24 protein-coding genes are annotated in these 22,430 nt (G+C 57.0%); 13 read left to right on the top strand and 11 right to left on the bottom strand.

Annotated features, from left to right (window positions below; all coding sequences use genetic code 11):
* Positions 1 to 11: 11 nt before the first annotated feature.
* On the bottom strand, positions 12 to 458 hold the full coding sequence (locus J7394_RS02450) for a type II toxin-antitoxin system RatA family toxin (RefSeq protein WP_170458056.1): 447 nt from the start codon (positions 456 to 458) through the stop codon (positions 12 to 14).
* A 73-nt stretch (positions 459 to 531) separates the two neighbouring features.
* Here J7394_RS02450 and hpt point away from each other — a divergent pair, with 73 nt between their 5' ends.
* A complete protein-coding gene (gene hpt / locus J7394_RS02445; RefSeq protein WP_170642023.1) occupies positions 532 to 1,068 on the top strand; it encodes a hypoxanthine phosphoribosyltransferase in 537 nt (178 codons plus the stop codon).
* An 8-nt stretch (positions 1,069 to 1,076) separates the two neighbouring features.
* Here the strand turns inward: hpt and J7394_RS02440 are convergent, their stop codons facing one another.
* Both J7394_RS02440 and lipA read right to left on the bottom strand, forming a co-directional pair.
* The gene (locus J7394_RS02440; protein WP_209250673.1) at positions 1,077 to 2,219 is read right to left on the bottom strand and encodes an amidohydrolase; all 1,143 of its coding nucleotides are present in this window, start codon (positions 2,217 to 2,219) and stop codon (positions 1,077 to 1,079) included.
* Complete coding sequence (lipA, locus tag J7394_RS02435) at positions 2,216 to 3,166, bottom strand: lipoyl synthase (protein WP_209250671.1); 951 nt, start codon at positions 3,164 to 3,166, stop codon at positions 2,216 to 2,218. The genes J7394_RS02440 and lipA overlap by 4 nt, the downstream gene beginning before the upstream one ends.
* A 262-nt stretch (positions 3,167 to 3,428) precedes the next feature.
* On the opposite strand from lipA, the gene J7394_RS02430 reads away from it, so the two are divergent.
* The gene (locus J7394_RS02430) at positions 3,429 to 3,977 is read left to right on the top strand and encodes a peroxiredoxin (RefSeq protein WP_209250669.1); all 549 of its coding nucleotides are present in this window, start codon (positions 3,429 to 3,431) and stop codon (positions 3,975 to 3,977) included.
* A 47-nt stretch (positions 3,978 to 4,024) separates the two neighbouring features.
* Here the strand turns inward: J7394_RS02430 and J7394_RS02425 are convergent, their stop codons facing one another.
* Together J7394_RS02425 and J7394_RS02420 are read right to left on the bottom strand one after the other, a co-directional pair.
* Positions 4,025 to 4,948 (bottom strand): LysR substrate-binding domain-containing protein, encoded by a 924-nt coding sequence (locus J7394_RS02425; protein WP_209250667.1) that lies wholly within the window; start codon positions 4,946 to 4,948, stop codon positions 4,025 to 4,027.
* Positions 4,949 to 4,995: 47 nt separating this feature from the next.
* The gene (locus J7394_RS02420) at positions 4,996 to 6,078 is read right to left on the bottom strand and encodes a DUF6456 domain-containing protein (RefSeq protein ID WP_209250720.1); all 1,083 of its coding nucleotides are present in this window, start codon (positions 6,076 to 6,078) and stop codon (positions 4,996 to 4,998) included.
* Between the two features lie 241 nt (positions 6,079 to 6,319).
* Between J7394_RS02420 and J7394_RS02415 the strand changes: the two genes are divergently transcribed.
* Entirely contained in the window at positions 6,320 to 6,619 is a 300-nt protein-coding gene (locus J7394_RS02415) for a DUF6477 family protein (RefSeq protein WP_209250666.1), read from the top strand.
* On the opposite strand, the gene J7394_RS02410 is transcribed toward J7394_RS02415, so the two are convergent.
* Together J7394_RS02410 and J7394_RS02405 are read right to left on the bottom strand one after the other, a co-directional pair.
* Complete coding sequence (locus tag J7394_RS02410) at positions 6,620 to 8,164, bottom strand: trimethylamine methyltransferase family protein (protein WP_209250665.1); 1,545 nt, start codon at positions 8,162 to 8,164, stop codon at positions 6,620 to 6,622. It abuts the gene before it with no gap.
* Positions 8,165 to 8,299: 135 nt separating this feature from the next.
* Entirely contained in the window at positions 8,300 to 8,998 is a 699-nt protein-coding gene (locus J7394_RS02405) for an MgtC/SapB family protein (protein ID WP_247747991.1), read from the bottom strand.
* Positions 8,999 to 9,168: 170 nt separating this feature from the next.
* Here J7394_RS02405 and guaA point away from each other — a divergent pair, with 170 nt between their 5' ends.
* The 10 genes from guaA to J7394_RS02355 all read left to right on the top strand — a co-directional run bounded on the left by guaA (position 9,169) and on the right by J7394_RS02355 (position 19,131).
* Positions 9,169 to 10,728, top strand: coding sequence for a glutamine-hydrolyzing GMP synthase (guaA, locus tag J7394_RS02400; protein ID WP_209250663.1), 1,560 nt, complete (start codon positions 9,169 to 9,171; stop codon positions 10,726 to 10,728).
* Positions 10,729 to 10,817: 89 nt separating this feature from the next.
* On the top strand, positions 10,818 to 11,489 hold the full coding sequence (locus J7394_RS02395; protein WP_209250662.1) for a methyltransferase domain-containing protein: 672 nt from the start codon (positions 10,818 to 10,820) through the stop codon (positions 11,487 to 11,489).
* 29 nt (positions 11,490 to 11,518) lie between these two features.
* On the top strand, positions 11,519 to 12,424 hold the full coding sequence (locus J7394_RS02390) for a DMT family transporter (protein ID WP_256439768.1): 906 nt from the start codon (positions 11,519 to 11,521) through the stop codon (positions 12,422 to 12,424).
* A 127-nt stretch (positions 12,425 to 12,551) separates the two neighbouring features.
* On the top strand, positions 12,552 to 13,664 hold the full coding sequence (locus J7394_RS02385; protein WP_209250661.1) for an OmpP1/FadL family transporter: 1,113 nt from the start codon (positions 12,552 to 12,554) through the stop codon (positions 13,662 to 13,664).
* A gap of 103 nt (positions 13,665 to 13,767) precedes the next feature.
* Complete coding sequence (locus J7394_RS02380) at positions 13,768 to 14,664, top strand: DMT family transporter (protein ID WP_209250659.1); 897 nt, start codon at positions 13,768 to 13,770, stop codon at positions 14,662 to 14,664.
* Between the two features lie 50 nt (positions 14,665 to 14,714).
* Positions 14,715 to 15,587: an ATPase gene (locus tag J7394_RS02375; RefSeq protein ID WP_209250658.1), complete on the top strand. Its 873-nt coding sequence runs from the start codon at positions 14,715 to 14,717 to the stop codon at positions 15,585 to 15,587.
* Positions 15,588 to 15,622: 35 nt separating this feature from the next.
* Positions 15,623 to 16,540, top strand: coding sequence for a homoserine O-succinyltransferase (gene metA / locus J7394_RS02370; protein ID WP_209250657.1), 918 nt, complete (start codon positions 15,623 to 15,625; stop codon positions 16,538 to 16,540).
* Positions 16,530 to 17,483 carry an alpha/beta fold hydrolase gene (locus J7394_RS02365; protein WP_209250656.1) on the top strand — a complete coding sequence of 318 codons (954 nt, stop codon included), beginning with the start codon at positions 16,530 to 16,532 and terminating at the stop codon, positions 17,481 to 17,483. Before metA ends, J7394_RS02365 begins: the two co-directional genes overlap by 11 nt.
* Before the next feature lie 49 nt (positions 17,484 to 17,532).
* Positions 17,533 to 18,402 carry a polyphosphate kinase 2 gene (ppk2, locus tag J7394_RS02360; protein ID WP_209250655.1) on the top strand — a complete coding sequence of 290 codons (870 nt, stop codon included), beginning with the start codon at positions 17,533 to 17,535 and terminating at the stop codon, positions 18,400 to 18,402.
* 111 nt (positions 18,403 to 18,513) lie between these two features.
* Complete coding sequence (locus J7394_RS02355) at positions 18,514 to 19,131, top strand: TetR/AcrR family transcriptional regulator (protein WP_170487400.1); 618 nt, start codon at positions 18,514 to 18,516, stop codon at positions 19,129 to 19,131.
* 3 nt (positions 19,132 to 19,134) lie between these two features.
* Here J7394_RS02355 and J7394_RS02350 read toward each other — a convergent pair whose 3' ends face one another.
* The 4 genes from J7394_RS02350 to J7394_RS02335 all read right to left on the bottom strand — a co-directional run bounded on the left by J7394_RS02350 (position 19,135) and on the right by J7394_RS02335 (position 22,408).
* The gene (locus J7394_RS02350; RefSeq protein ID WP_209250654.1) at positions 19,135 to 20,193 is read right to left on the bottom strand and encodes an adenylate/guanylate cyclase domain-containing protein; all 1,059 of its coding nucleotides are present in this window, start codon (positions 20,191 to 20,193) and stop codon (positions 19,135 to 19,137) included.
* Positions 20,190 to 20,558 (bottom strand): group 1 truncated hemoglobin, encoded by a 369-nt coding sequence (locus J7394_RS02345; protein ID WP_170376778.1) that lies wholly within the window; start codon positions 20,556 to 20,558, stop codon positions 20,190 to 20,192. Before J7394_RS02345 ends, J7394_RS02350 begins: the two co-directional genes overlap by 4 nt.
* 125 nt (positions 20,559 to 20,683) lie before the next feature.
* Positions 20,684 to 21,523, bottom strand: coding sequence for a glycosyltransferase family 25 protein (locus tag J7394_RS02340; protein ID WP_209250653.1), 840 nt, complete (start codon positions 21,521 to 21,523; stop codon positions 20,684 to 20,686).
* 21 nt (positions 21,524 to 21,544) lie between these two features.
* The gene (locus J7394_RS02335) at positions 21,545 to 22,408 is read right to left on the bottom strand and encodes a DUF1989 domain-containing protein (RefSeq protein WP_209250651.1); all 864 of its coding nucleotides are present in this window, start codon (positions 22,406 to 22,408) and stop codon (positions 21,545 to 21,547) included.
* Positions 22,409 to 22,430 lie beyond the last annotated feature (22 nt).

Here is a 22,430-nt window from a genome sequence, read left to right as displayed (position 1 = left end):
TTGGTAAAGCCTTAGCTGTAAAGCTCGGCGGCGCGGGCCTCGAATGCGCGCACGATGCGCTGCATGGCCTCGTTGAAGACGACACCAATGATCCCTTGCAGGATGGCGTTCTTGAACTCGAAATCGACGTGGAACGAAACGTTGCACCCACCTTCGGGGGCGTCTTCAAACTGCCAGTCCGATTTCATGTATTTGAACGGGCCGTCCAGATATTCAGTGTCTATCTTCTTTTGACCGGCAAACAAGGTCACCCGACTTCCGAACCGTTCGCGAAACACCTTGAACGAGATCACCAGATCCGCCTCCATCACCTCGGCCTCGCCAGCCGCATAGGTCCGACGGATACGCGCGGCAGCACACCAAGGCAGGAACTTGGGATAGCTCGCCACGTCAGCAACCAGATCATACATCTGCTGGGCCGTATAAGGCAGGTGACGGGTTTCCGAGTGGATAGGCATGGCAATCCGGCATTAGAAGGTGACAATGGCGCGTCATGTCGTATGTTGCGCGCCAAAGATCAAGGGGGCTGCGATGACTGACCGCGCTTATGTGATAGATGAGATGATCTCGGCCAAGGCAATTGCAGCCAGAATCGAAGAGCTTTGCCGCGAAATTACCGAAGAATTCGGCAATACTGACAAGCTGGTCGTCGTTGGCCTGCTGCGTGGCTCTTTCGTGTTCATCGCTGATCTGGTCCGCGAGCTGGACCTGCCGATCGAGGTCGATTTCCTCGAGGCTTCCTCTTACGGTGACGCGATGGAGAGCAGCCGGGAAGTTCGTATTCTCAAAGACTTGCGCGGCGCGATTGAAGGTCGCGATGTGCTGGTGGTCGAAGATATCGTCGATACGGGCCATACGCTGAACCACGTCACCAACCTGCTGCGCAGTCGTGAGCCGAAACGGCTCAAGTCCATTGCACTGCTGGACAAACCCAGCCGACGCGAGGTTGATTTTCGTTCAGATTGGATCGGGTTCGAAATCCCTGACGAGTTCGTCGTGGGCTACGGAATCGACTACGCACAGCGCAATCGCAACTTGCCGTTCATCGGCAAGGTTCGGTTTACCTGAACGCGGCCTCAGCCCAATACCTGCCGGATCGCCGCCAAAAAGACGCCCGTACCAATTGGGATCAGCTCGTCTGGGAAATCATAGTCGGGATTGTGAAGTTGGGGGTGATCTTGCCCTGCTCCCAACCAGAACATCGCCGATTTTGCGCTTTTGCCGAACTGGCCGAAGTCTTCTGAGAACCTCTGCGGCTCATTGGTCAACTTGCATGGAACGGCTTGATCCGCACAGGCCTCGGCCAGAATAGTCACCGCTTCAGCGTTATTGGTGCAGGCCTCGAAGACATCCTCATAGGTGATCTCGGCACTCAAGTTTTCGGACTTGGCGACCTGCTGAACCAAGGCTTCAGAATCGGCAATGAGCTTTGCCATCCGGTCGTCTGACACGGTGCGCAATGTCACCCACAGCTCAGCCTGTCCGGGGGCGACGCCAAAGGTCTGCTCTCCGAGGCTGGCATGTGTAATCGTGGTCAACGCGTAGTCGGCGTTCAGCGCGCCTGCCGTGCCAAGCCGGGTGAGTTCCGGGATCAATGCGGACAAAGCGCCCGCCGGAGAAACCCCATCCTGCGGCGCGGCGGCATGAGAGGTCTTTCCGGTCAATGCAATCCGCATACCGCGAGAGGCGCAGTTGGTTGGCCCCTGACACAGCTCAACCTCGCCCAGTTCCAGCCCCGGCAAATTGTGCAAGGAGAAAACAAAGTCCGGGGCAAGATGCGCGAATTGGGGATCGTCGCGGACCGCCTTGGCCCCCTGCCCGGTTTCTTCGGCAGGTTGGAAAATCAGAACCACCCGTCCGCGCGTTGGGCGCTGTTCCTGCAACGCAAGCGCGACGCCGAAAACCATAGACATATGGCCATCATGCCCGCACAGATGCCCTTTACCCGGCACGGTCGACACATACGGCAGGTCCGAGAGTTCGTTGATCGGCAAGCCATCCAGCTCGCACCGAATGGCGACGATGGGACCGGTTGTACCGCTGTCGAATACCGCCGCGACTCCGTGCCCGCCGAGGTCGGTCAGTACGGTATCCGCCCCTGCGCGACGCAGCTCATCAGCCATGCGCGCGGCGGTTTCACGCTCTTGCCCAGAAAGTTCGGGATGTTGATGCAAACTGTGGCGCAGCGCTGTCAGCTGCGCCAATCTATCAGGCGTCACGCCTGCCCCAGCTTCGCCTGCCGTGCCGCACGCAAACGCGCGAAATCATCCCCCGCGTGGTAGGACGAACGCGTCAGCGGAGTGGCCGAGACCATCAGGAAGCCCTTGCCATAAGCCGCTTTTTCATAGGAAGCGAACTCCTCCGGCGTCACGAAACGGTCCACCGCGTGGTGCTTGGGCGTCGGTTGCAGATACTGACCAATGGTCAGGAAATCTATGTCAGCGGCGCGCATATCATCCATGACCTGGCCGACTTGCTGCTTGTCCTCACCCAGACCGACCATGATGCCGGATTTGGTGAAAATCGACGGGTCCAGTTCCTTCACGCGCTGCAACAGGCGCAGAGAATGGAAATAGCGCGCGCCGGGGCGAACCTCGGGATAGAGGCCCGGTACGGTTTCGAGATTGTGGTTGAATACATCCGGCTTGGCCTCGACTACGGTCTCAAGCACTTCGGGTTCACATTTCAGGAAGTCCGGCGTCAGAATCTCGATCGTGGTCTTCGGCGAGCGGTGGCGAACGGCGCGTATGGTCTGCGCGAAATGCTCTGCCCCGCCATCTTTCAAATCATCCCGGTCAACCGAGGTGATCACAACGTGGTTCAGACCCAATTTTTGCACCGCATGCGCCACACGACCCGGTTCAAACGCGTCCAGCGAGTCCGGACGTCCCGTGGCGATGTTGCAGAAGGTACAGCCGCGAGTACAAATCTCGCCCATGATCATCATGGTGGCGTGACCCTGGCTCCAGCACTCGCCCACGTTGGGGCATCCGGCCTCTTCGCAAACCGTCACCAAATTGTTTTCACGCATGATCTTATGCGTCTCGGCATAGCCCTTGCCGCCGGGCGCCTTCACCCTGATCCATTTTGGCTTCTTAGGCTGGGCGTTGTCCGGGCGATGCGCCTTTTCGGGGTGACGTTGTTCTGGGATTTTCAGATCGCGCACGGGCAGTTTTCCTAACTTTGGGTCAACTTTGTGTACCCATAACATAAAACACTCACGCCTGTTACACCAGCGACGCATAGCCGCTATGCACATATCTCGCGAATGTCAAATTAGTTTAACATTAAACTATATTTTTCACCCGAAAAATCAACCACCAAATCCACCAAACCTATCTTGCAGATGCAGCATTTCATGGATTGCAGGCAATTTAGAACTGATTTAAATCGCCAGAAAGTCACAACTGAATCACAGGAACTTGAACATGAAGACCGGAGCAAAACTGCCCGATGTGACCTTTCACACGCGCGTCCGCGACGAGGCCGTCGAAGGCCCCAACCCGTTCCGCTGGGAAGACAAGACAACCGCCGACTACTTCGCTGGCAAACGGGTTATCCTGTTCTCGCTGCCCGGCGCTTTCACCCCCACATGTTCGACCTACCAGCTGCCCGGATTTGAAAACGGCTACTCCGATTTCACCGCCAAGGGTATCGACGAGATCTACTGCATGTCCGTCAATGACAGCTTTGTCATGAACAAATGGGCGCAGGATCAAGGCCTGAAAAACGTCAAGGTCATCCCTGATGGTTCGGGTGAGTTCACCCGCAAGATGGGCATGCTGGTCGACAAGGACAACCTGGGCTTTGGCATGCGCTCGTGGCGTTATGCAGCCATCATCAATGACGGCGTCGTCGAAGCCTGGTTCGAAGAGCCCGGCCTGATGGATAACTGCCCCGAAGACCCGTATGGCGTGTCCTCGCCCGAAACTTTGATCCAGCATCTGGAAGCTGCTGCCGAACCGGCGTTGGCGTAAGTCCGGTGCATAGGCGCTGAAAACCGGCCCGCCACTGGCGGGCCTTTTCATGTCCGCGTGGCCGAAACGATCTGCTCCCCCACGTCCCGGATCACCTGGGCCAAACGATCCACCCAGCCATCATCCGTTGTTGACGCACGCCGGACCAACCCCACCGTGCGCGCCGGTTGCGGGGCACCAAAACGCAAGAGCTTCATGCCCGGAACCGCCTCTGATTCCGATTTCGCGGCCAGCTCGGGCATCAGGGTTAGGCCGAACCCCTCGGCAACCAGCCGGGAGAGCGTCGCAAGCGAGGAGGCCCCCATGTTGATCTGCCCACTGCCCCGATCCTGCCCGCAGACCTCCAACGCTTGATCCGTCAGGCAGTGGCCATCCTCCAACAACATCAACTGTGCCGATTGCAGATCCAGAGGACGCAGCATTTCGGGGCTGGTGTTCACACGTTGCAGCCGCGCGGCGCTGCCTGCCAGCAGGAAGTGATCCTGGAACAATGGCGTTTCGCGGAATTCCGAGCCGCCCGCCGGCAGGGCCAGAACTGCAGCGTCGATCTCACCTTCGCGGAGCAAAGACAGCAACCGTTCGGTCCTCGCCTCGCGGATCTGCACACGCAGCGAAACATCCGCGGCGCGTAGCCCCCCCAGAACGCCGGGCAGAAGGTACGGTGCAATTGTCGGGATGATCCCGATCGACAACGACCGATGCCCGCCAGAGTGATCCCGCGCGAACTGGTCCAGCCGCACAGCTGCCCCCAGCACCTGACGCGCATGTTCAAGAACGTCTCGCCCCAGTGGCGTCAGCAGGATATCCCGCGCCTGACGCTCGAACAGAATACCGCCCAGCGTTTCCTCAAGCGATTTTATCTGAACAGACAGCGCAGGTTGCGACACATTGCAAACCTGCGCAGCGCGGCCGAAATTGCGCTGCTCGGCCACGGCCTGAAAGTACTGCAACTGTTTGAGTGTGAAATTCATAGCCCTTGATTATCACCAAGGGCTGAAACCACAAGAGAGACTTATCCCTAGCCAATCATGCGATCTTGCCCAGAGAGGTCCTCATAGTGTCGTTTCAGGCGCTGCAACGCGATACGCAGAACGATCTTGCCCGAACGCGCCGACCAGCCCATGCGCTTTTCGGCCAGCTCCAGCCCCTCAAGATAGCAACAACAGCGCAGCGCAACGTCGCTGAGCCCCGGACCAAGGTCCGACAACGCGCGCGCCACACGGTCTTTCGCGTCCGAGGCCCCGCGCCCTCCGTGAGATTCACTGTCGAAATTGCCGCGCCCGCCCCCGGTCAGAAAGCGATCCCAGTTCTGCGCAACTTGCGGACCGATCTGCGCAAGTTCAAAGTCTTCGCGCAAACGTTCCCCTGCACGGACAAGCGTTTCATCGAGAAAGGGTTTGCCGTCTCGGTCCCGCCGCCGCGCCAAGGCGATCAAAGGGCTTTCCGCAGCACTGTAGCGCATACGTCGGGCGCGTTCCGGGACGTCTCCGTTCGACTTCGGCTGAAACGCTGCCTGTGCTTCGGCCATGCCGAATTCATTGCGCGACCGCGCCTTGTTTTCCGCCTCGGCCACCAATCGGTTGAGCGCCGCGCGCCCCGATGTCGAGATCCGGTATCGGGAAATACGGCCCGGATTGTCGCAAGTAATCCAGTCCTGCAAGGCAAGCGCCTGTGCGATCTTGCAATCAACAACGGCCGTCCTTGTCGTTCCGGCCTCGCCGGTGTCACGCACGACCACGGCCTTGTCCATATCCTCGGCCACCGCCAGAACCGATCCGGTCTCACACAGTCGCCGCAGCACACGCAGCGCTTCGCCCTCGAATGAGCCGTCCTCTTGCTCGTCCTGTCCGCTTACGTCAAAGCGGCGCGTCCGATCCGAGACCGAGAAATGCGTCTCGGCCAGCGATTGCAGGGCGGCATCTACCAAGGGGTCATCGCGGCGCATTTCGACCCGTCGGATTTGTCTGAGAATGGTCGAGGCATGGCAACCGGCCGATCTTGCGATATCACGGATCGACTGACCGGTTTCCGTGTGCGCAAGGTAGCGCTGCGCCCCCTCGGGAACCCATGCCGGAATAGAGAATGCCACGTTGTTTTCCATGTTCATTTGCCCTCGTCGACAAAACAGACTGCCACTTTTGCCCCCCGAAATTAAAGTTAACCAAATCTAACTAGAGGTGGTTTCGTTACTCGTTCGTTAACCCCGAAGCGCAGCAACCAGATTTGATTCAAAAAGATAAACAGTCGTGAAACCAACGTTCGGGGCGACCTTGAAGAGCGCAACACCCGCTTAGGTTGTGTGACAAACAGGGCGTCAATTATCCGAACAAGAGGCACCTGAAATGCAAGACCTGATGACCATGATCACGACCCTGCGCCGCCCTCGTCTACTAGCGCGCGCTGCAAAATTCGGAGCTCAGGATTACAACCGTGACCGGCATCTTCAACGCATCCTGGGCTATGGTCGACTGCCCGGAAACGGGGCCGCTCTGATGCGGCTTATGGATATGGAGAGAGAGCAAAATATGCTGCGAAAAGAAGAGGATGCCGCCTATTCTCTGGTCAGGCACCTTGATCTTCTTATTGCGCTTTTGGGTGAGGCGCAGCTGTATCAAGCCAGCCGCGCCGCACAGTTTGAGTGATCAGGTAAATGCGTCCGGCATCGAGGCTTTCTTGTCGGCAATATAAGCCTCGAGCGCCTCTTTGGTGGCCGGGTCCATCTGCGGCTGCTGGTAATTGGCCAGCAGATGCTCGACCCGTGACGAAGCCAGCTGACGCGTATCGCGCGAACCTTCGTCCTGCCAGGTCTCGAACGGTTTGTAGTCCAGCACCTCGGTCTTCCAGAAGGCTTCCTTGAAGTTGGCCTGCGTGTGCTCGCAGCCAAGATAGTGACCGCCCGGCCCCACTTCGCGGATCGCACCCATCGCCTGCGCGTTCTCATCATAGGCGACGCCTTTGGCCAGCCCGTGCAGAACACCAAGTTGATCGGCATCCATCACGAACTTTTCAAAGTCGGCAACCAGACCGCCTTCGAGCCAGCCGCACGAGTGCAGCATGAAGTTCACACCCGACATCAGCCCCATATTCAGCGAGTTCGCGGTCTCATAAGCCGCCTGAGCGTCCGGCAGTTTCGAACCACAGAACGAGCCTGCAGAACGGAAAGGCAGATTCAGGCGGCGGGCCAGCTGACCTGCGCCATATGTGATATGCGCAGCCTCAGGTGTACCAAAGGTCGGCGCGCCCGAGTTCATGTCGATCGAAGTCACAAACGCACCAAAAATCACAGGTGCACCCGGACGGATGATCTGGCTATAGGCGATACCCGCCAGAACCTCGGCCAGAACCTGCGTGAGCGTCCCTGCAACCGACACCGGCGCCATCGCACCGCCGACGATGAATGGCGAGACAATGCAAGCCTGATTGTTCTTCGCGTAGACTTCCAGCGCGCCCATCATCACATCGTCGAAGGTCATCGGCGAGTTGATGTTGGTCAGCGAGGTCATCACGGTGTTGTTCTGAACGAAGTCCTTGCCGAACAGAATCTCGCACATCTCGACCGAATCCTGCGCCCGGCTGGGGTCGGTCACGGAACCCATGAAGGGTTTGTCAGACAGCGTCATGTGCGCCATCAGCATATCGAGGTGGCGTTTGTTCACCGGGATATCGGTCGGTTCGCAAACGGTACCGCCCGAGTGGTGCAGCCACTTGGACATGTAGGCCAGCTTCACGAACTTGTTGAAGTCATCCATGGTCGCATAGCGACGACCACCCTGCGCATCACGCACAAACGGAGGGCCATAGACAGGCGCCAGAACCAGGTTACGGCCACCGATCACCACCGATTTCTCAGGGTTGCGGGCGTGCTGAGTGAACTGGCTTGGGGCTGTTTTGATCAGCTGACGCGCCAGACCACGCGGAATGCGCACGCGTTCGCCATCAACATCTGCACCTGCATTGCGCCAACGCTCCAGCGCGGCGGGATTGTCGACAAAGTTGACGCCAACCTCTTCCAGAATCGTTTCCGCGTTGTACTCGATGATCTCCAACGCTTCTTCGTTGAGGACCTCAAAGTTCGGAATGTTCCGCTCAATGTACTTTGCGGTGTCGATCCGAACCGCAGTGCGTTCTGCCCGGCGGGCGGCTCCGCCACCACCGCGACCTCGACGACGTGCTGATGCTTCAGCCATTTTTCCTCACCATACTTTGGATGTCTTGATTGGGTCTCTATCTAGCCCGCCAACACTCGCTACTATTGGAAGATAACGGCTATTGGCACATAAAAGCGACATTACGCCGCGACGGGACCCTTTAAAACAGCGGGTTCAAGTCTCGTTCGCGTCTTCCCATTCGACACTCAGAATCCCCGGCTCAAGAATAAGGGGCGCCGCAATTTTGTGTTGCACATTTTCTGGATGATCTTCGGTGGAAACGAGAATTTCCAGTGTTTGCAGACCTTTGTCGTCTGCATCTCCCTTTTGAAACCCGACAATGCGCACCCCGTTTTGCGCCAAAGCCTGTAGTGCCGCCGCACGGACCTCTGCCTGCGCATCTGCTGCGCACTGAACGAGGATGCGGAATTCCTGCGTCAAGGGAACCCCAGCGCGTGTCGTTTTTTTTAACCACTTCACCAATGGCCGCAGCCCCAGATTCACAAAAATGACGAAACCCGTCATCATGATTGCAAAGATCCAGGCTCCACTTCCGGCCATCATCCCCACAGCCGCCGAACACCACAAGGTCGCCGCCGTGTTCAAGCCGTGAATGGTGAACCCGTGCCGAAAGATGATGCCTGCCCCAAGAAACCCGATCCCCGAAACGACCTGAGCGGCCACGCGTGTCGGACTCACCTCATCCGGATAGAGCGCCGAGAACACCACAAAAGCTGCGGCGCTCAGGGCTACCAGCGGATTGGTTCGCAAACCTGCCATGCGTTGGCGTACCTGACGCTCGGACCCGATCAGCGCCCCGCAGAACATGGCCAAAGCCAGATTCAAAGCGGCAAGTTCAACAGCTATGGGCAAACGCATCTCTCCTATTCGGGTGTCCGCATGATGCAGACGGAAAGATCGTCATATTTTTGTTACAAAACTTTTACAATAGCCGAAACACAGTTTCCCTGAAATGCGGGTATCCGCCCTTCAGCAAAGACCTTTCTCTTGCGAATTTGTCACGCTTGGCCTATGGCCCGCACATGAGTGATACATCCCACGACCGCCTTCTGATCATCGACTTCGGCAGCCAGGTGACGCAGCTGATTGCACGCCGTCTGCGCGAGCTGAATGTCTATTGCGAAATCCACCCCTACCAGAATGTCACCATGGAATTTGTGCGCGAAATGGCGCCCAAAGCGGTGATCTTTTCGGGTGGGCCGGACAGTGTCACGCGCGAGGGTTCTCCGCGCGCACCGCAAGAGATTTTCGACTATGGCGTTCCGATCCTTGGTATCTGTTATGGCCAGCAAGTGATGATGCACCAACTGGGCGGCAAGGTCGAAAGTGGCCATGGCACTGCCGAGTTTGGCCGCGCCTTTGTTACTCCGAAAGGTCAGTTGGATATCCTGAAAGACTGGTTCTCGGATGGTGATGAACAGGTCTGGATGAGCCACGGCGACCATGTCAGCGAAATCGCTCCGGGGTTTGAGGTTTACGGCACCTCCCCCAACGCGCCGTTTGCCATCACGGCTGACAGCAAGCGCCATTTCTACGCTGTGCAGTTCCACCCCGAGGTGCATCACACCCCCAAGGGCGCGAAACTATACGAAAATTTTGTGAAGCTCGCCGGGTTCAGCGGCGACTGGACCATGGGTGCCTATCGCGAGCAGATGATCGAGAAGATCCGCGAACAGGTCGGTGACAAGAAGGTCATCTGCGGCCTGTCCGGCGGCGTCGACAGCTCGGTCGCAGCGATCCTGATCCATGAGGCGATCGGCGATCAGCTCACCTGTGTCTTTGTCGACCACGGTCTGCTGCGCAAGAACGAGGCGCAGGAAGTCGTCGGCATGTTCCGCGACAACTACAACATTCAGCTGATCCACGCGGATGAGAGCGATCTGTTCCTGGGCGAGTTGGACGGTCAAAGCGACCCCGAGACCAAGCGCAAGATCATCGGCAAACTGTTCATCGACGTGTTCCAGAAACACGCCGATACCATCGACGGGGCCGAATTCCTGGCCCAAGGCACGCTCTACCCTGACGTCATCGAGTCCGTCTCGATCAGCGGAGGCCCTTCGGTCACGATCAAATCGCACCACAATGTTGGTGGCCTGCCCGAGAAGATGGGTCTGAAGCTGGTCGAACCTCTGCGTGAGCTGTTCAAGGATGAAGTCCGCGCGCTGGGTCGCGAACTGGGCCTGCCCGACAGCTTCATCGGCCGCCACCCCTTCCCCGGACCAGGCCTCGCCATTCGCTGCCCAGGTGAGATCACCCGCGAGAAGCTGGAAATCCTGCGCGAAGCCGATGCGGTTTACATCGACCAGATTCGCAAACACGGCCTCTATGACGAAATCTGGCAGGCTTTCGTGGCGATTCTCCCCGTCCGCACCGTCGGAGTCATGGGCGATGGCCGCACATACGACTACGCCTGCGCACTGCGTGCCGTGACGTCAGTTGATGGCATGACCGCCGACTATTACCCTTTCAGCCACGAGTTCCTGGGCGAAACCGCCACGCGGATCATCAATGAGGTCAAGGGTATCAACCGATGCACCTACGATATCACCTCGAAACCTCCGGGAACGATCGAGTGGGAATAGTCCGATTGAGCGGATGCCTGTGGGCTTTGAATACGTAAACATATAAATCAAGTGGTCAGTCGCGGGATTCGCGACGCGCCGCTAGAACAATGAAATGGTTGCTAAAAATGTCAAATTCCGACTCCCAGTATTCGCAGAGTTTTCGGATAACAACGCGCATGATTTCCTGGAATAAGCCTAGGATCGGCAAGACAATTGCGTCCTGGAAGCAATGGCGGGCCTTAAAGCAACAAAGAGACATCAAACTGGAATTGGGTTCCGGAGAGAAAAACGGAACAAATGGTTGGACAACCGTAGATACCGCGCCCTGCGACTTTCGCTATGATTTGCGCAATGGCATCCCGCTTCCAGACAACTCAGTTTCTGCGCTCTATGCGTCTCACTTCCTGGAACACCTGAGCTACAAAGATCTCTGCACGTTCATTCCCGAATGCCACCGCGTTCTGAAATCCGGAGGTACTTTCTCGGTCTGCGTTCCCAATTTCCGCCTCTTCATCGAGGCCTACATGGAGAACCGGGAGTTTGAGCCCAAAGAAGGTCAGTTTCAGCCTGCCGTCGTCTCAACAGGGTCCAACATGGATCAGATAAACTACATTGCTTACATGAACGACGAACATAAGTATATGTTTGATCAGGAAAACCTATTGGCTATCCTCAAGAAAGGCGGTTTCGAAACTGTCGAAAAACGGGGGTTCGATCCAGAGCTTGATCTTGCCGAAAGGGACTATCAGTCCATCTACGCCCTCGCCACAAAAGCCTAAGATGTCCGTCGTAAATAGAAGGAAAGAGATTGAGGGAAGCGTCTGGCTCGATTGGGAAAGCCGCCCTGTGGATGACCGGCGCTATTGCCTCATTTTCCTCAATGGCCGTCGCCGGGCGAGAGCTGAGCCTGCATCACGATACGTTCGAGATCATGATGTATCGCAGTTTTGTCGGCGTGATCATCGTGGCGCTGGTACTGACGGCGACCCGCAAATGGCATCAGGTCACGACCGAGCGTCTTGGTTTGCACGCGATCCGCAACACGTTCCATTTCACCGGCCAAAACCTCTGGTTCTATGCGGTCGGAGTGGCTCCTCTGGCACAGGTTTTCGCGCTTGAATTCACCCAGCCGATCTGGGTAATCCTGCTCTCTCCGCTTCTGCTAAAAGAGCGCCTGACCGCGATCCGCATGACCTCTGCACTGATTGCGTTTGCCGGTGTTCTGATGGTGACAAGACCCGGAACCTCAAGCCTATCTCTGGGTATTGTCATGGCGGCTGGAAGTGCGATTTTCTTTGCATTTACAACGATCACGACGAAACAACTCACGCGTCATGCCAGCATCGGTTGTATCGTATTCTGGCTAACCGTGATGCAAGCTGTTCTGGGCACGATAGCGGCAGGGATAGACCAGCAAATCGCTTTGCCAACGCTGCAAACGGCACCCTTTTTGTTGCTGGTTGGTTTGGCCGGTCTTCTGGCGCATTTCTGTATCACAAACGCACTGGCAATCGCCCCCGCGACCGTGGTGGTACCATTCGACTTTGCCCGCCTGCCGACGATCGCAGTCGTCGGTATGCTTCTTTACCATGAACCACTGGATCATTGGACGCTGCTCGGAGCAGCCGTGATCTTTTCAGGTATCTTTCTAAATGTTTGGTCCGAAAATCGTAACAGTTTAGCAACAGTTCGCGCTGACACTCACAAGAAGTAACGCACGGTCACTAGTTGACGATAAAACTGTCACCAAGCCAGTATCGGGCATCATTAACGAGCGGGTCAGCATCTTACACTCACACAGATGCAATACAGGCCTTCGAGGGACAGTAAGGGAGGAATACATGAAGAAAGCGCTACTATCAGCGTGCGCAGTTTGCGTGGGGGCAACGGCTGGCTACGCTGGCGGTCTGGACCGCAGCGGTCAGGGGATCAACCTGATTTTCGAAGAAGGATCGGTTGTGCAATTTCGTCTCGGGTACACGGACCCGAGCGTCAGCGGAACAATGCCAAACATATTCGGGTCGTTGGAGCCGATAGACTCCGGAAACGTCGCAAATGACTTCTTTACCCCTCACTTGGGGTACAAAACGTCGCTGACCGATCAGCTTGATTTCGCGATTATGTATGACCAGCCGTTTGGTGCAGATATCGCGTACTCGCCTGATTACCCGCTATCTCAGGGTGGTACAGCGAACGACGTATTGAGAGCGACAGCGGACACTGACGCAATAACCGCTTTGTTTCGATACAAGTTCGACAACGGTTTCAGTGCTATTGGCGGGGTCAGGGCACAACGGGTAGAGGCAAATGTTGGAGTACCCATCGCAGGTAACTACACTGTCAGTACTGATGCCGAGATTGATTTCGGCTATGTTGTTGGCGTTGCGTGGGAAAAGCCTGAGATTGCTGCGCGGGTGGCACTGACTTACAACTCAAAGATTTCCCACGATCTTTCCCAGACTGAAACCATCGGCGGAACAGCGGTTGAATCCTCGTCAGAGATTGAAACACCTCAATCTGTAAACTTGGATTTTCAAACCGGCGTGGCCCCAAAGACTCTGTTGTTTGGCTCGATTCGCTGGGTTGACTGGCCGCAACTGGTCTACAATCCGCCAAACTACCCTCCGACTTCGCCGCTCGTAGACTACGACAACGCCACTTACACGTACACGCTGGGACTGGGCTACCAATTTTCGGAAGAATTTTCTGGTGCTGTAACTCTCGGCTACGAGACTGACGAAGGCGAACCAGTTTCCAATTTGGGACCGACTGATGGTTTTTGGAGCATTGGGGTCGGCGGGACATACTCGCTTGAAAAAGCCAAAATCTCAGCTGGTGTTCGATACACTGATATTGGGGATGCTACCGCAGATGGCGCTGGTGGTGTGACTGCTGACTTCACCGGCAACAGCGCTTGGAGCGTCGGCTTCCAGATCACCTACGCTCTGGACTAATCGCCCCACACAAAAACCAAACAGACCCCGCCGTTTCGGTGGGGTCTTTTGTTTCCGCATCTTTCGGGTCGCCGCATGAACTCAAAGCTGCCACAACCTGTTCATGGAACACCAAAAACACCTATCCCCCCGCGCATGGGCTGAGCTTTCGTTGCTGGGCATCATCTGGGGTGCTTCATTCGTTTCAATTCGGATTGCGCTGGACACGATACCAGTGATGACCTCGGTGCTGCATCGAACATTCTGGGCAATGCTGGCCTTGTGGTTGGTGGTTTGGCTCAGGGGTCTGAGCGTCCCGAGCTCACCTCGCCTCTGGTTGGGTTTTCTGGTCATGGGACTGCTCAACAACGTGATTCCGTTCTCGCTGATGGCGTGGGGGCAGTTATACATTGACACAGGCCTTACGGCGATTTTGAACGCGGCAACGGCTATCTTCGGCGTTCTCGTTGCTGCCCTCTTCTTTTCCGACGAGAGGTTGACATCACCGCGCCTTCTCGGCGCTGGACTGGGCTTTTTTGGCGTTTCAATCGCGATCGGGGTCGGCAACCTCACCAGCTTCAGCCTGCAAAACACAGCTCAACTTGCCATCCTCGCGGGCACTATCTCCTACGCATTTGCCGGCGTTTGGGCGCGCAAACATCTAAGCTCCCTCCCGCCGATTGTCGCCGCCGCCGGGATGCTGACCGGCTCGACCCTGTTCATGATCCCGATTGCCCTTATGACGGACGGCATCCCAAGCCTCAGCCTGCCCGCGGTCACATGGGCGGCAATCGCGTATTATTCCCTGATCGCGACGGCGGGTGCATATCTTCTCTACTACCGGGTCCTTTCGATGGCGGGCAGTGGCAATCTATTGCTCGTGACCCTCATCATCCCACCTGTCGCAATCGTTTTGGGCGCTTTGCTGCGAGACGAGGCACTGGATCCTCGCGCCTATATAGGCTTTGCCGTGCTGGCCGCGGGACTATTGATCCTCAACCGAGCCGCCCCACGCGATTGACGCCGCCGCCTGCCCGATTTAGCAAAGGCAAAAACAAGGGACAGCGCAAGATGATCTACAGCTCGGCAAGAGATTGGCGTGGGGCTGCACGCAAGAAGGTGCTGTTTTTCGGCATGTCGGGGCTTGGCAAGACCTATGTATCCAACATCCTGCGGGACAGCGGCGGCTGGTTTCACTACTCCGTCGACTATCGGATCGGCACCCGCTACATGGGCGAATACATTGCCGATAACGCCAAGGCCGAGGCGATGAAAGTCCCATTTCTGAGGGACCTGCTGTTGTCGGATTCGATCTATATCGGCTCGAACATCTCGTTCGAGAACCTGACCCCTGTTGCATCCTACCTTGGCAAACCCGGCAATCCGGCGCTTGGCGGTTTGGAGATGTCCGAGTATCGCCGTCGGCAGGAACAATTCCGACTGGCCGAGATTCACGCCCTTCTGGACACCGAATATTTCGTGGACCGGGCAGAGCGTCTCTATGGCTATCCGCATTTCATCTGCGACACCGGCGGGTCGATTTGCGAGTGGGTCGACCCGGATGACCCAGCGGATCAACTGATGTCTGAGCTATCAAAACAGGCGCTGATGATCTGGCTGCAGGGTGATGAAGACCACACGGCCGAGCTGGTCCGACGCTTTGACAAGGCCCCAAAGCCGATGTCCTATCAGGCTGAATTCCTGACCCGCGTCTGGACCGAATATCTGGATCAAAACGGCTGTTCTGAGGCTGACGTGAACCCGGACGCGTTCATCCGATGGACCTACGCTCAGGCGCTTGCCCATCGTCAGCCCCGATACGAAGCGATGGCGAAAAACTGGGGCGTTACGATAACGGCCAAAGACATCGGAGAAGTGCGCGATGCGGCCGATTTCGATGAGTTGATCGAACGCACCCTTGAGACCGGGCGCGATCGCGCCTAACTACCTCCTCCTAACCTATTCAGAAGTCTGACCCGATGCCGATCAAAATCCCATCCGAACTGCCCGCCTTTGACGTCCTGACCCAGGAAGGCGTCATGGTCATGGCTGCGGATCAGGCAATGCGTCAGGATATTCGCCCCCTGCGGATCGGGCTGCTGAACCTGATGCCCAAGAAGATCCAGACCGAGAACCAGTTCGCGCGTCTGATCGGGGCAACTCCGCTGCAGATTGACCTGTCTCTGATCCGCATGACCGAGCATCGGACCAAGAACACCGCCGCTGCGCATATGGCCGAGTTCTATCAGCCGTTCAAGGTCGTGAAGGACCAGAAGTTCGACGGCCTGATCATCACCGGTGCGCCGATCGAGCATCTGGAATTCGATGATGTCACCTATTGGGAAGAACTCCGAGAGGTGTTTGAGTGGACCCAGACCAACGTCCATTCCACCTTCGGGGTCTGCTGGGGCGGCATGGCGATGATCAATCACTTCCACGGCGTGAAAAAACACATGCTGGACGCCAAGGCCTTTGGCTGTTTCCGGCATCGGAATCTGCTCCCGTCGTCTCCGTTTTTGCGGGGATTCTCGGATGATTGCGTTATTCCCGTCAGCCGCTGGACCGAGATGAAGCAGGCCGAGATTGACGCCGCGGACGGCCTTGTCACGTTGCTTGGCAGCGATGAAGCAGGTCCTTGCCTTGTCGAGGACCCGGCGCATCGTGCGCTCTATATCTTCAACCATTTCGAATATGACAGCGATACGTTGAAGCAGGAATATGATCGGGACATCGCCAATGGCACACCGATCAATGTGCCAATGAATTATTATCCGGATGACGATCCGACACAGGTGCCGCAGAACCGGTGGCGCAGCCATGCGCATCTGCTCTATGGTAACTGGATCAATGAAATCTATCAGTCCACCCCCTTTGATATGAGTGAAATTGGCCGCTAAGATCTGGATACTCCTGACGCTGGGCCTGATCGGCTTTGCAGCGTTTACCCTGTGGCGCGCCGCCCAGAGCGAGGCCCGCGCCGAGCAGGTGTTTCCGCCCGAAGGTCAGATACTCGATGTGGATGGGATTGCCGTGCATGCGGTTGTCATGGGGGATGGCCCTGACGTGGTCTTGATCCATGGCTCCAGCGGCAATACCCGCGACATGACCTTCGCCTTGGCCCCTATTCTGGCCGAAAACTACCGCGTGATCGTGTTTGACCGTCCCGGCCTTGGCTATTCGGACAGCTTCAATCCCGATGGTGAAACCATTCAAGAGCAGGCGGATATTCTGCAGCGTGCAGCCGCCCAACTTGGCGCAGAGAAACCCATCGTCGCGGGACAAAGCCTTGGAGGGTCGGTGGCGCTGGCCTGGGCCGTAACCCGTCCCAACAATCTCTCGGCCCTTGTGCTGATCGCTCCGGCCGCGATCCCGTGGGAGACGCCGCTGGACAATTTCAACCGATTGGCCGCGACCGGGCTTGGCAATGCGCTTGCCCTGCCCCTGATCACCTCTTACGTGCCGGAATCTTATGTCGAAACCGCCCTCGACAAGGTATTCGCGCCACAAACTGCGCCCGAAGGCTATGCCGAGCATTTCGGCCCCGCCCTGACAATGCGCCGCGCCTCGATGCATGCCAACGCAAAACAACGGGTTCGGCTGCTGGAAGAGGTTGAGCGTCTGCAGCCCCGATACGGTGAGATCTCTGTACCCACCGAAATCATTCACGGCACGGCAGACACGACGGTCAAGCTGGATTGGCATTCGACCCGCTTGATCGAACAGATCCCCGGTGCCGAGCTGATCGAACTGCCGGGCATCGGCCATATGCCCCAGGTCGTTGCAGCCGATGAAGTCGCCGCCGCCATCGACCGCGCCGCGCAACGGGCGGGTTTGCGTTAGGCCAGCACCTAATTCATAGTAAGATATGGATTTTATCGCGAGGTAGCGCATGGCCCGGTCAGAAAAAGGTTCCATCGAACAGTACTTTCAAAAGAAAGCGCCCGGCGACGTGCGCAAAATGATCGAAAAGGCAAACAAGGGCGACATCCTGAACCCGAGCTATCCTTACGCCGAAAAAATGAAGACCAAGGAATATGAGACGCAGATCGAGGCGCTGCAAATCGAACTGGTTAAAATGCAATCCTGGGTCAAAGAAACCGGCCAACGGGTCGCGATCATCTTTGAAGGCAGAGATGCGGCGGGAAAAGGTGGCACCATCAAGCGGTTCCGCGAGAACCTGAACCCACGCGGAGCGCGGAATGTCGCGCTCAGTAAGCCCTCGGATTCCGAGCGCAGCCAGTGGTATTTCCAACGCTACATCCAGCACCTTCCCTCGGCCGGTGAGATCGTGTTTTTCGACCGCAGCTGGTACAATCGAGGTGTCGTAGAAAACGTCTTTGGGTTCTGTAATCAGGAGGAACGCGAACGGTTCTTCCGTCAGGTGTTGCCGCTGGAAACCGGGTTCGTGAACGACGGGATAAGTCTGTTCAAGTTCTGGCTGAATGTCGGCCGGGCGGAACAGCTGAACCGCTTTTTGGCGCGTGAGACGGATCCGCTCAAACAGTGGAAACTCAGCCCAATCGATATCGCCGGATTGGAAAAATGGGATGAATACACTCAGTCGATTTCTGAAACTCTGACCCGATCACATTCGGAAAACTGTCCTTGGACCATCGTGCGGTCTGACGACAAGAAACGCGCGCGCCTTGCAGCGATCCGAACGGTGCTGCTGGCTTTGGATTACGATGAAAAAGACGAAAAAGCCATCGGCGAGAATGATCCGAATATCTGCGGTGGACCGGATGTTTGGGAGTCCTGACGTAAATAGAAGGGTGGCCAAGAATTGATCGCCTGGGCGTTGGACCATTGGCTGAAATTGGACTATCTCTTGGCATCCGAACACGTGAAAAACCAATAACCTGAGGCCGGAATGACGAAGCGCGGGTATCACCACGGAAACCTGAAGCAGGCCTTGATCGAGGCCGCGCTGTCGTTGATCGAAGAGAAAGGCCCCACCGGTTTTACCCTGTCCGAGGCCGCCAAGACCGCCGGGGTGACTCCGGCTGCTGTCTACCGGCACTATCACGGGCGTGAGGACCTGATCGCCGAAGCTGCCCGCCAAGGGTTTGAGATGTTCGCCGACCTGATGCAATATGCCTATGACGAGGGCCAGCCATCCGCTTTGGCCGCGTTTGAGGCCACCGGGCGCGCCTATCTGGCCTTTGCCCGCAAGCATCCCGGCCACTACATCGCCATGTTCGAAAGTGGGATTTCCCCGAACCGCACGCCCGAGCTGTCGTTAGCGTCAAACCGGGCCAAAACGGTTCTGGAGAAGGCAGCTGCGGACCTGTCGCAACATATCCCACCGGAAAAGCGGCCTCCCGCGTCCATGTTCTCGGCCCATATTTGGGCAATGAGTCACGGTGTGGTCGAACTCTATGCGCGTAACGCGACCGGTGCGACCTCGCCCTTTTCGCCCGAGGACCTTCTCGAAAGCGGGATTGGGATTTACCTGCGCGGGCTGGGTCTGGTGCCGCAGGATGACTGATCCTCAGAACAATCGGCTTCCCTGATTAGCGCTGAGGCCTGACGAGACGTTGATCAGATCCATCTCCCCCATCCCCTTGATCTCGACCCGTCCCAGATCCGAGACCTGAAACTCGTCGATTAACGCATATTTCATCGCCTCCGGCGCGACGATGTTCATCGGGTTTGCAAAGACTTGCAGGCGCGCGGCGATGTTCACGGCTGGGCCAAACACGTCATACACATATTTCTGAATGCCCACGACCGACCCGACAGCCGGCCCCATGCCCAAGCCGATCCGGGCCTGCCATTTGTGCGGGTGGCTTTCGTTACGCCGCTCGAGATACCGCAGGAAGCGCACTGCGCAATGGGCGACCGCCGTGGCATGGTCGGGCGTCGCATCCGGCATGCCAGAGACGGCCAGATAGGCGTCCCCAATCGTTTTGATCCGCTCGCAACCGTATTGCTCGACGATCCGGTCGAAGGCCGTGAAGATATCATTCAACTCGCTCAAGGTGACCGTCGGGTCGGTTTTGGCAGCAAAATCCGTGAACCCGACGAAATCCAACATCACCACCGAGACTTCGTCGAACAGCTGAGGGGTCACGACGCCAAACGTCTTGAACTCTTCATACACCGCGCGGGGCATCACGTTCAGCAGAAGACGTTCAACCCGCTCTTTCTCGCGCTCCAGTTCGCGCGTGTTGCGCTCGACCATGGTCGAGTAGCTATCGATCATGCTCTCAAGCTCGCGAATGCGCGTGATATTCTGGCATTCCACGATCAGCACCTGTTCCGACAACCCACTGGCCAGTGAGACGGTGACCGCAAAGATCAGCGTCCGGCGCTTGGGTTTGATCTGAAGCTCGACCGAATACCGCAGGCCGGATTGCTTGACGTCCTCCAGCTCTTTGATGTCGAGATCCGGCAAGATATCCAACAGAGACTGCTTTTTCTCAGGCTTGCCAAACCATTCGGCGAAGGGGCTGTTATGAAAGACGAATTTCAGATCCGAGGCCCGCACAACGGCAACACCAACGCCGATGGCCCGCAGAAGTTGTTCGTTGATGGCAAGGATGCTCATGCCGCGTCACGGCTGACGATGATCGAGCGTTTGCCTTCAATCGCGCCAAGGGCCGTTTTGATATCGCGCTCGGACATGCCATGCATCTCGAGCGCTTCGCCGAATAGCTCTGCCATGACATCGAAATGATCATGTGAAATGCCTAGGTGCCGATGAACGGCTTCGATCCTATCGTCGCTGAACGCCGCAGGACCACCAACCAAAGACGAGACAAACTTGGTCTGATGGTCAATCAGGCGCGGCATGTCGATATCTTCAAAGAAATGCCCGATCTCGTCGGACTCAAGCGCTATTTCGTAGAAACTCATCACCACACGGCTGATGGTTTTGAAGCCGCCGTATTTCTCGTAAAGCGTTTGTGACACCCCAACACCCAGTCAATAACTAGAAATAACGTCACAAGCTTATATCAAATTGGTATTTTTGTTAATGCTTTTGAAAACTTGAGGTCTTAGGCGCCGGTTTACCTCTGCGCGGGTCGAAACAGGCGTCAGACCCGAAGGTCCGTGTCAACCGGAATGAACCCAACAAACCCACCCTGATCGAGCAGTTTCTTCTGACCTCCAAAGCGCCAACCAAGCTTGCGTTTTGCTGCCAATAGCTCACGTCGCGCGCGGAACCAGAACGGGCCTTTGTCCAAGCTGGTATTGGTGGATTGATCCCCTTCCCGCTCACTGGTCTTGACCTGTTCAAGATCGTGCTGTTGCTTCGACCAGATCATCTGCACACCCACGGCCGGGAAGGCCTGGAACATTCGCCAGTCTGGCCGGGGGATCGATACGAAATCATCCAGATGGTCGGAATACTGCTGAGACCATGCCAGCAGTTTGCGACACCCTTCCTGCGACAGAACATAGGCCGCGGCACTTGGGGCCATTTCCAGCATTGGGCGAACTGTGACGCCGCCTATCTCCGCCTCCGCTCCAAAGCGCAGGCTGCGCGGCGAGTAGTCCATCTTGGCAAAATCGAACCTGTCCGCATTCTGTGCAAGGCTGTCAATCACCTGCCCCAGTCGAGACGACATCTCGACATCATCTTCGAAAATCGCCACCGCCTTCAGGTCTTGATCCACCACTTGCTGCCAGACGGCGCGATGACTCTCAAAACAGGCGATCTCGCTTTGTTTCAAACCCCAGCGAGAGCCAACGCCCGGCACATACCCATTCCCCTCCAAAGCATCCGCCTGACGCGCATCAACCGCGCTGAAACGGATCGGGTCGGTCACGCCAGCTTTTGCGAACTGCGCCTCCATAAACGCGCGGCGTTCGGGAACCCGGTCAAGGTTTATGTAGAATACAGCTGTCTCCAGCTGCTTGTCCGCTTGCGTCACGCGTTTTCCTTTCGCTGCCTTCTATGCGCCATGCGACCGGTCATAGGCCGAAACACTGGGCTGAACATGCGACTGCCGCACGGCCTCGCCCGGATCGAAGACCTCGATCAGCAACGGATAGCATGCAGCGGTGTCCGAGGAATGCTCAGAGGAGCAGTCCCCACCCGGACAGGCTGAGAGGCCGACGATCAGGTCGATCTCGGCGTGGAATTCAAGATAGTCACCCGGACGCACCGGGCTGGCCTTCATAAAATACTGGCCGGTATCGCACGTGAACCCGGTACACATGAAGACATTCAGAACGTCATGCACATGGGTCTCCGCCTCGTGCAGAGGCAGATCGCAATGCTGCGCCAAGGCTCGGGTCAGGTTCGAATGACAGCAATAGTGGTAATCATCCCCCGACAGCAACCGTCCGGTATACGGGTCGCAGCGGGTGCCGATCACGTCATGAACGGAGCCCCCAAAGGCGTCAAAGCCGTACCAGTCCAGCGTATCAGCCGTGATCGTCGCCATTGGCCGCATATTTGGGAAACTCGACCACATGCGGTCTCCGGTCGAAAGATGCGTTCCGTGCAGGGCGCGGGTTTTACCGGAGTAGAACCGTTCAGTCAGATCGTGTTTGTTCCACAGGTTCAGATCGCCAACCTGCGCGCCTTCGACGGATGTGATGCGGAAGAAAGCACCGGCTGGCACGTCAATACAGGAGGCGTCTCGCGGCGCAGCGGTGACCTCGGCAGTTTTCACGGACGCACCTCGCAAGCGAGTCAGCCCATCCAGATCGGGGCTGGGCAGAGTCTCTGGCGGGTAGCAGATAACAGGGCGGATGGCCTTGCGGTCCTCGGCATCAGTTGGGGCCGGGAAATTTGGGGTTGAGAGTTTCACTTAGCACCTCCGCCAATTTGGG

This window comes from Ruegeria sp. R13_0 (assembly GCF_017743995.1).
GTDB lineage: Bacteria > Pseudomonadota > Alphaproteobacteria > Rhodobacterales > Rhodobacteraceae > Ruegeria.
The sequence above is the reverse complement of the archived record's forward strand: the minus strand, read 5'-3'. Positions and strand labels throughout refer to the sequence as shown.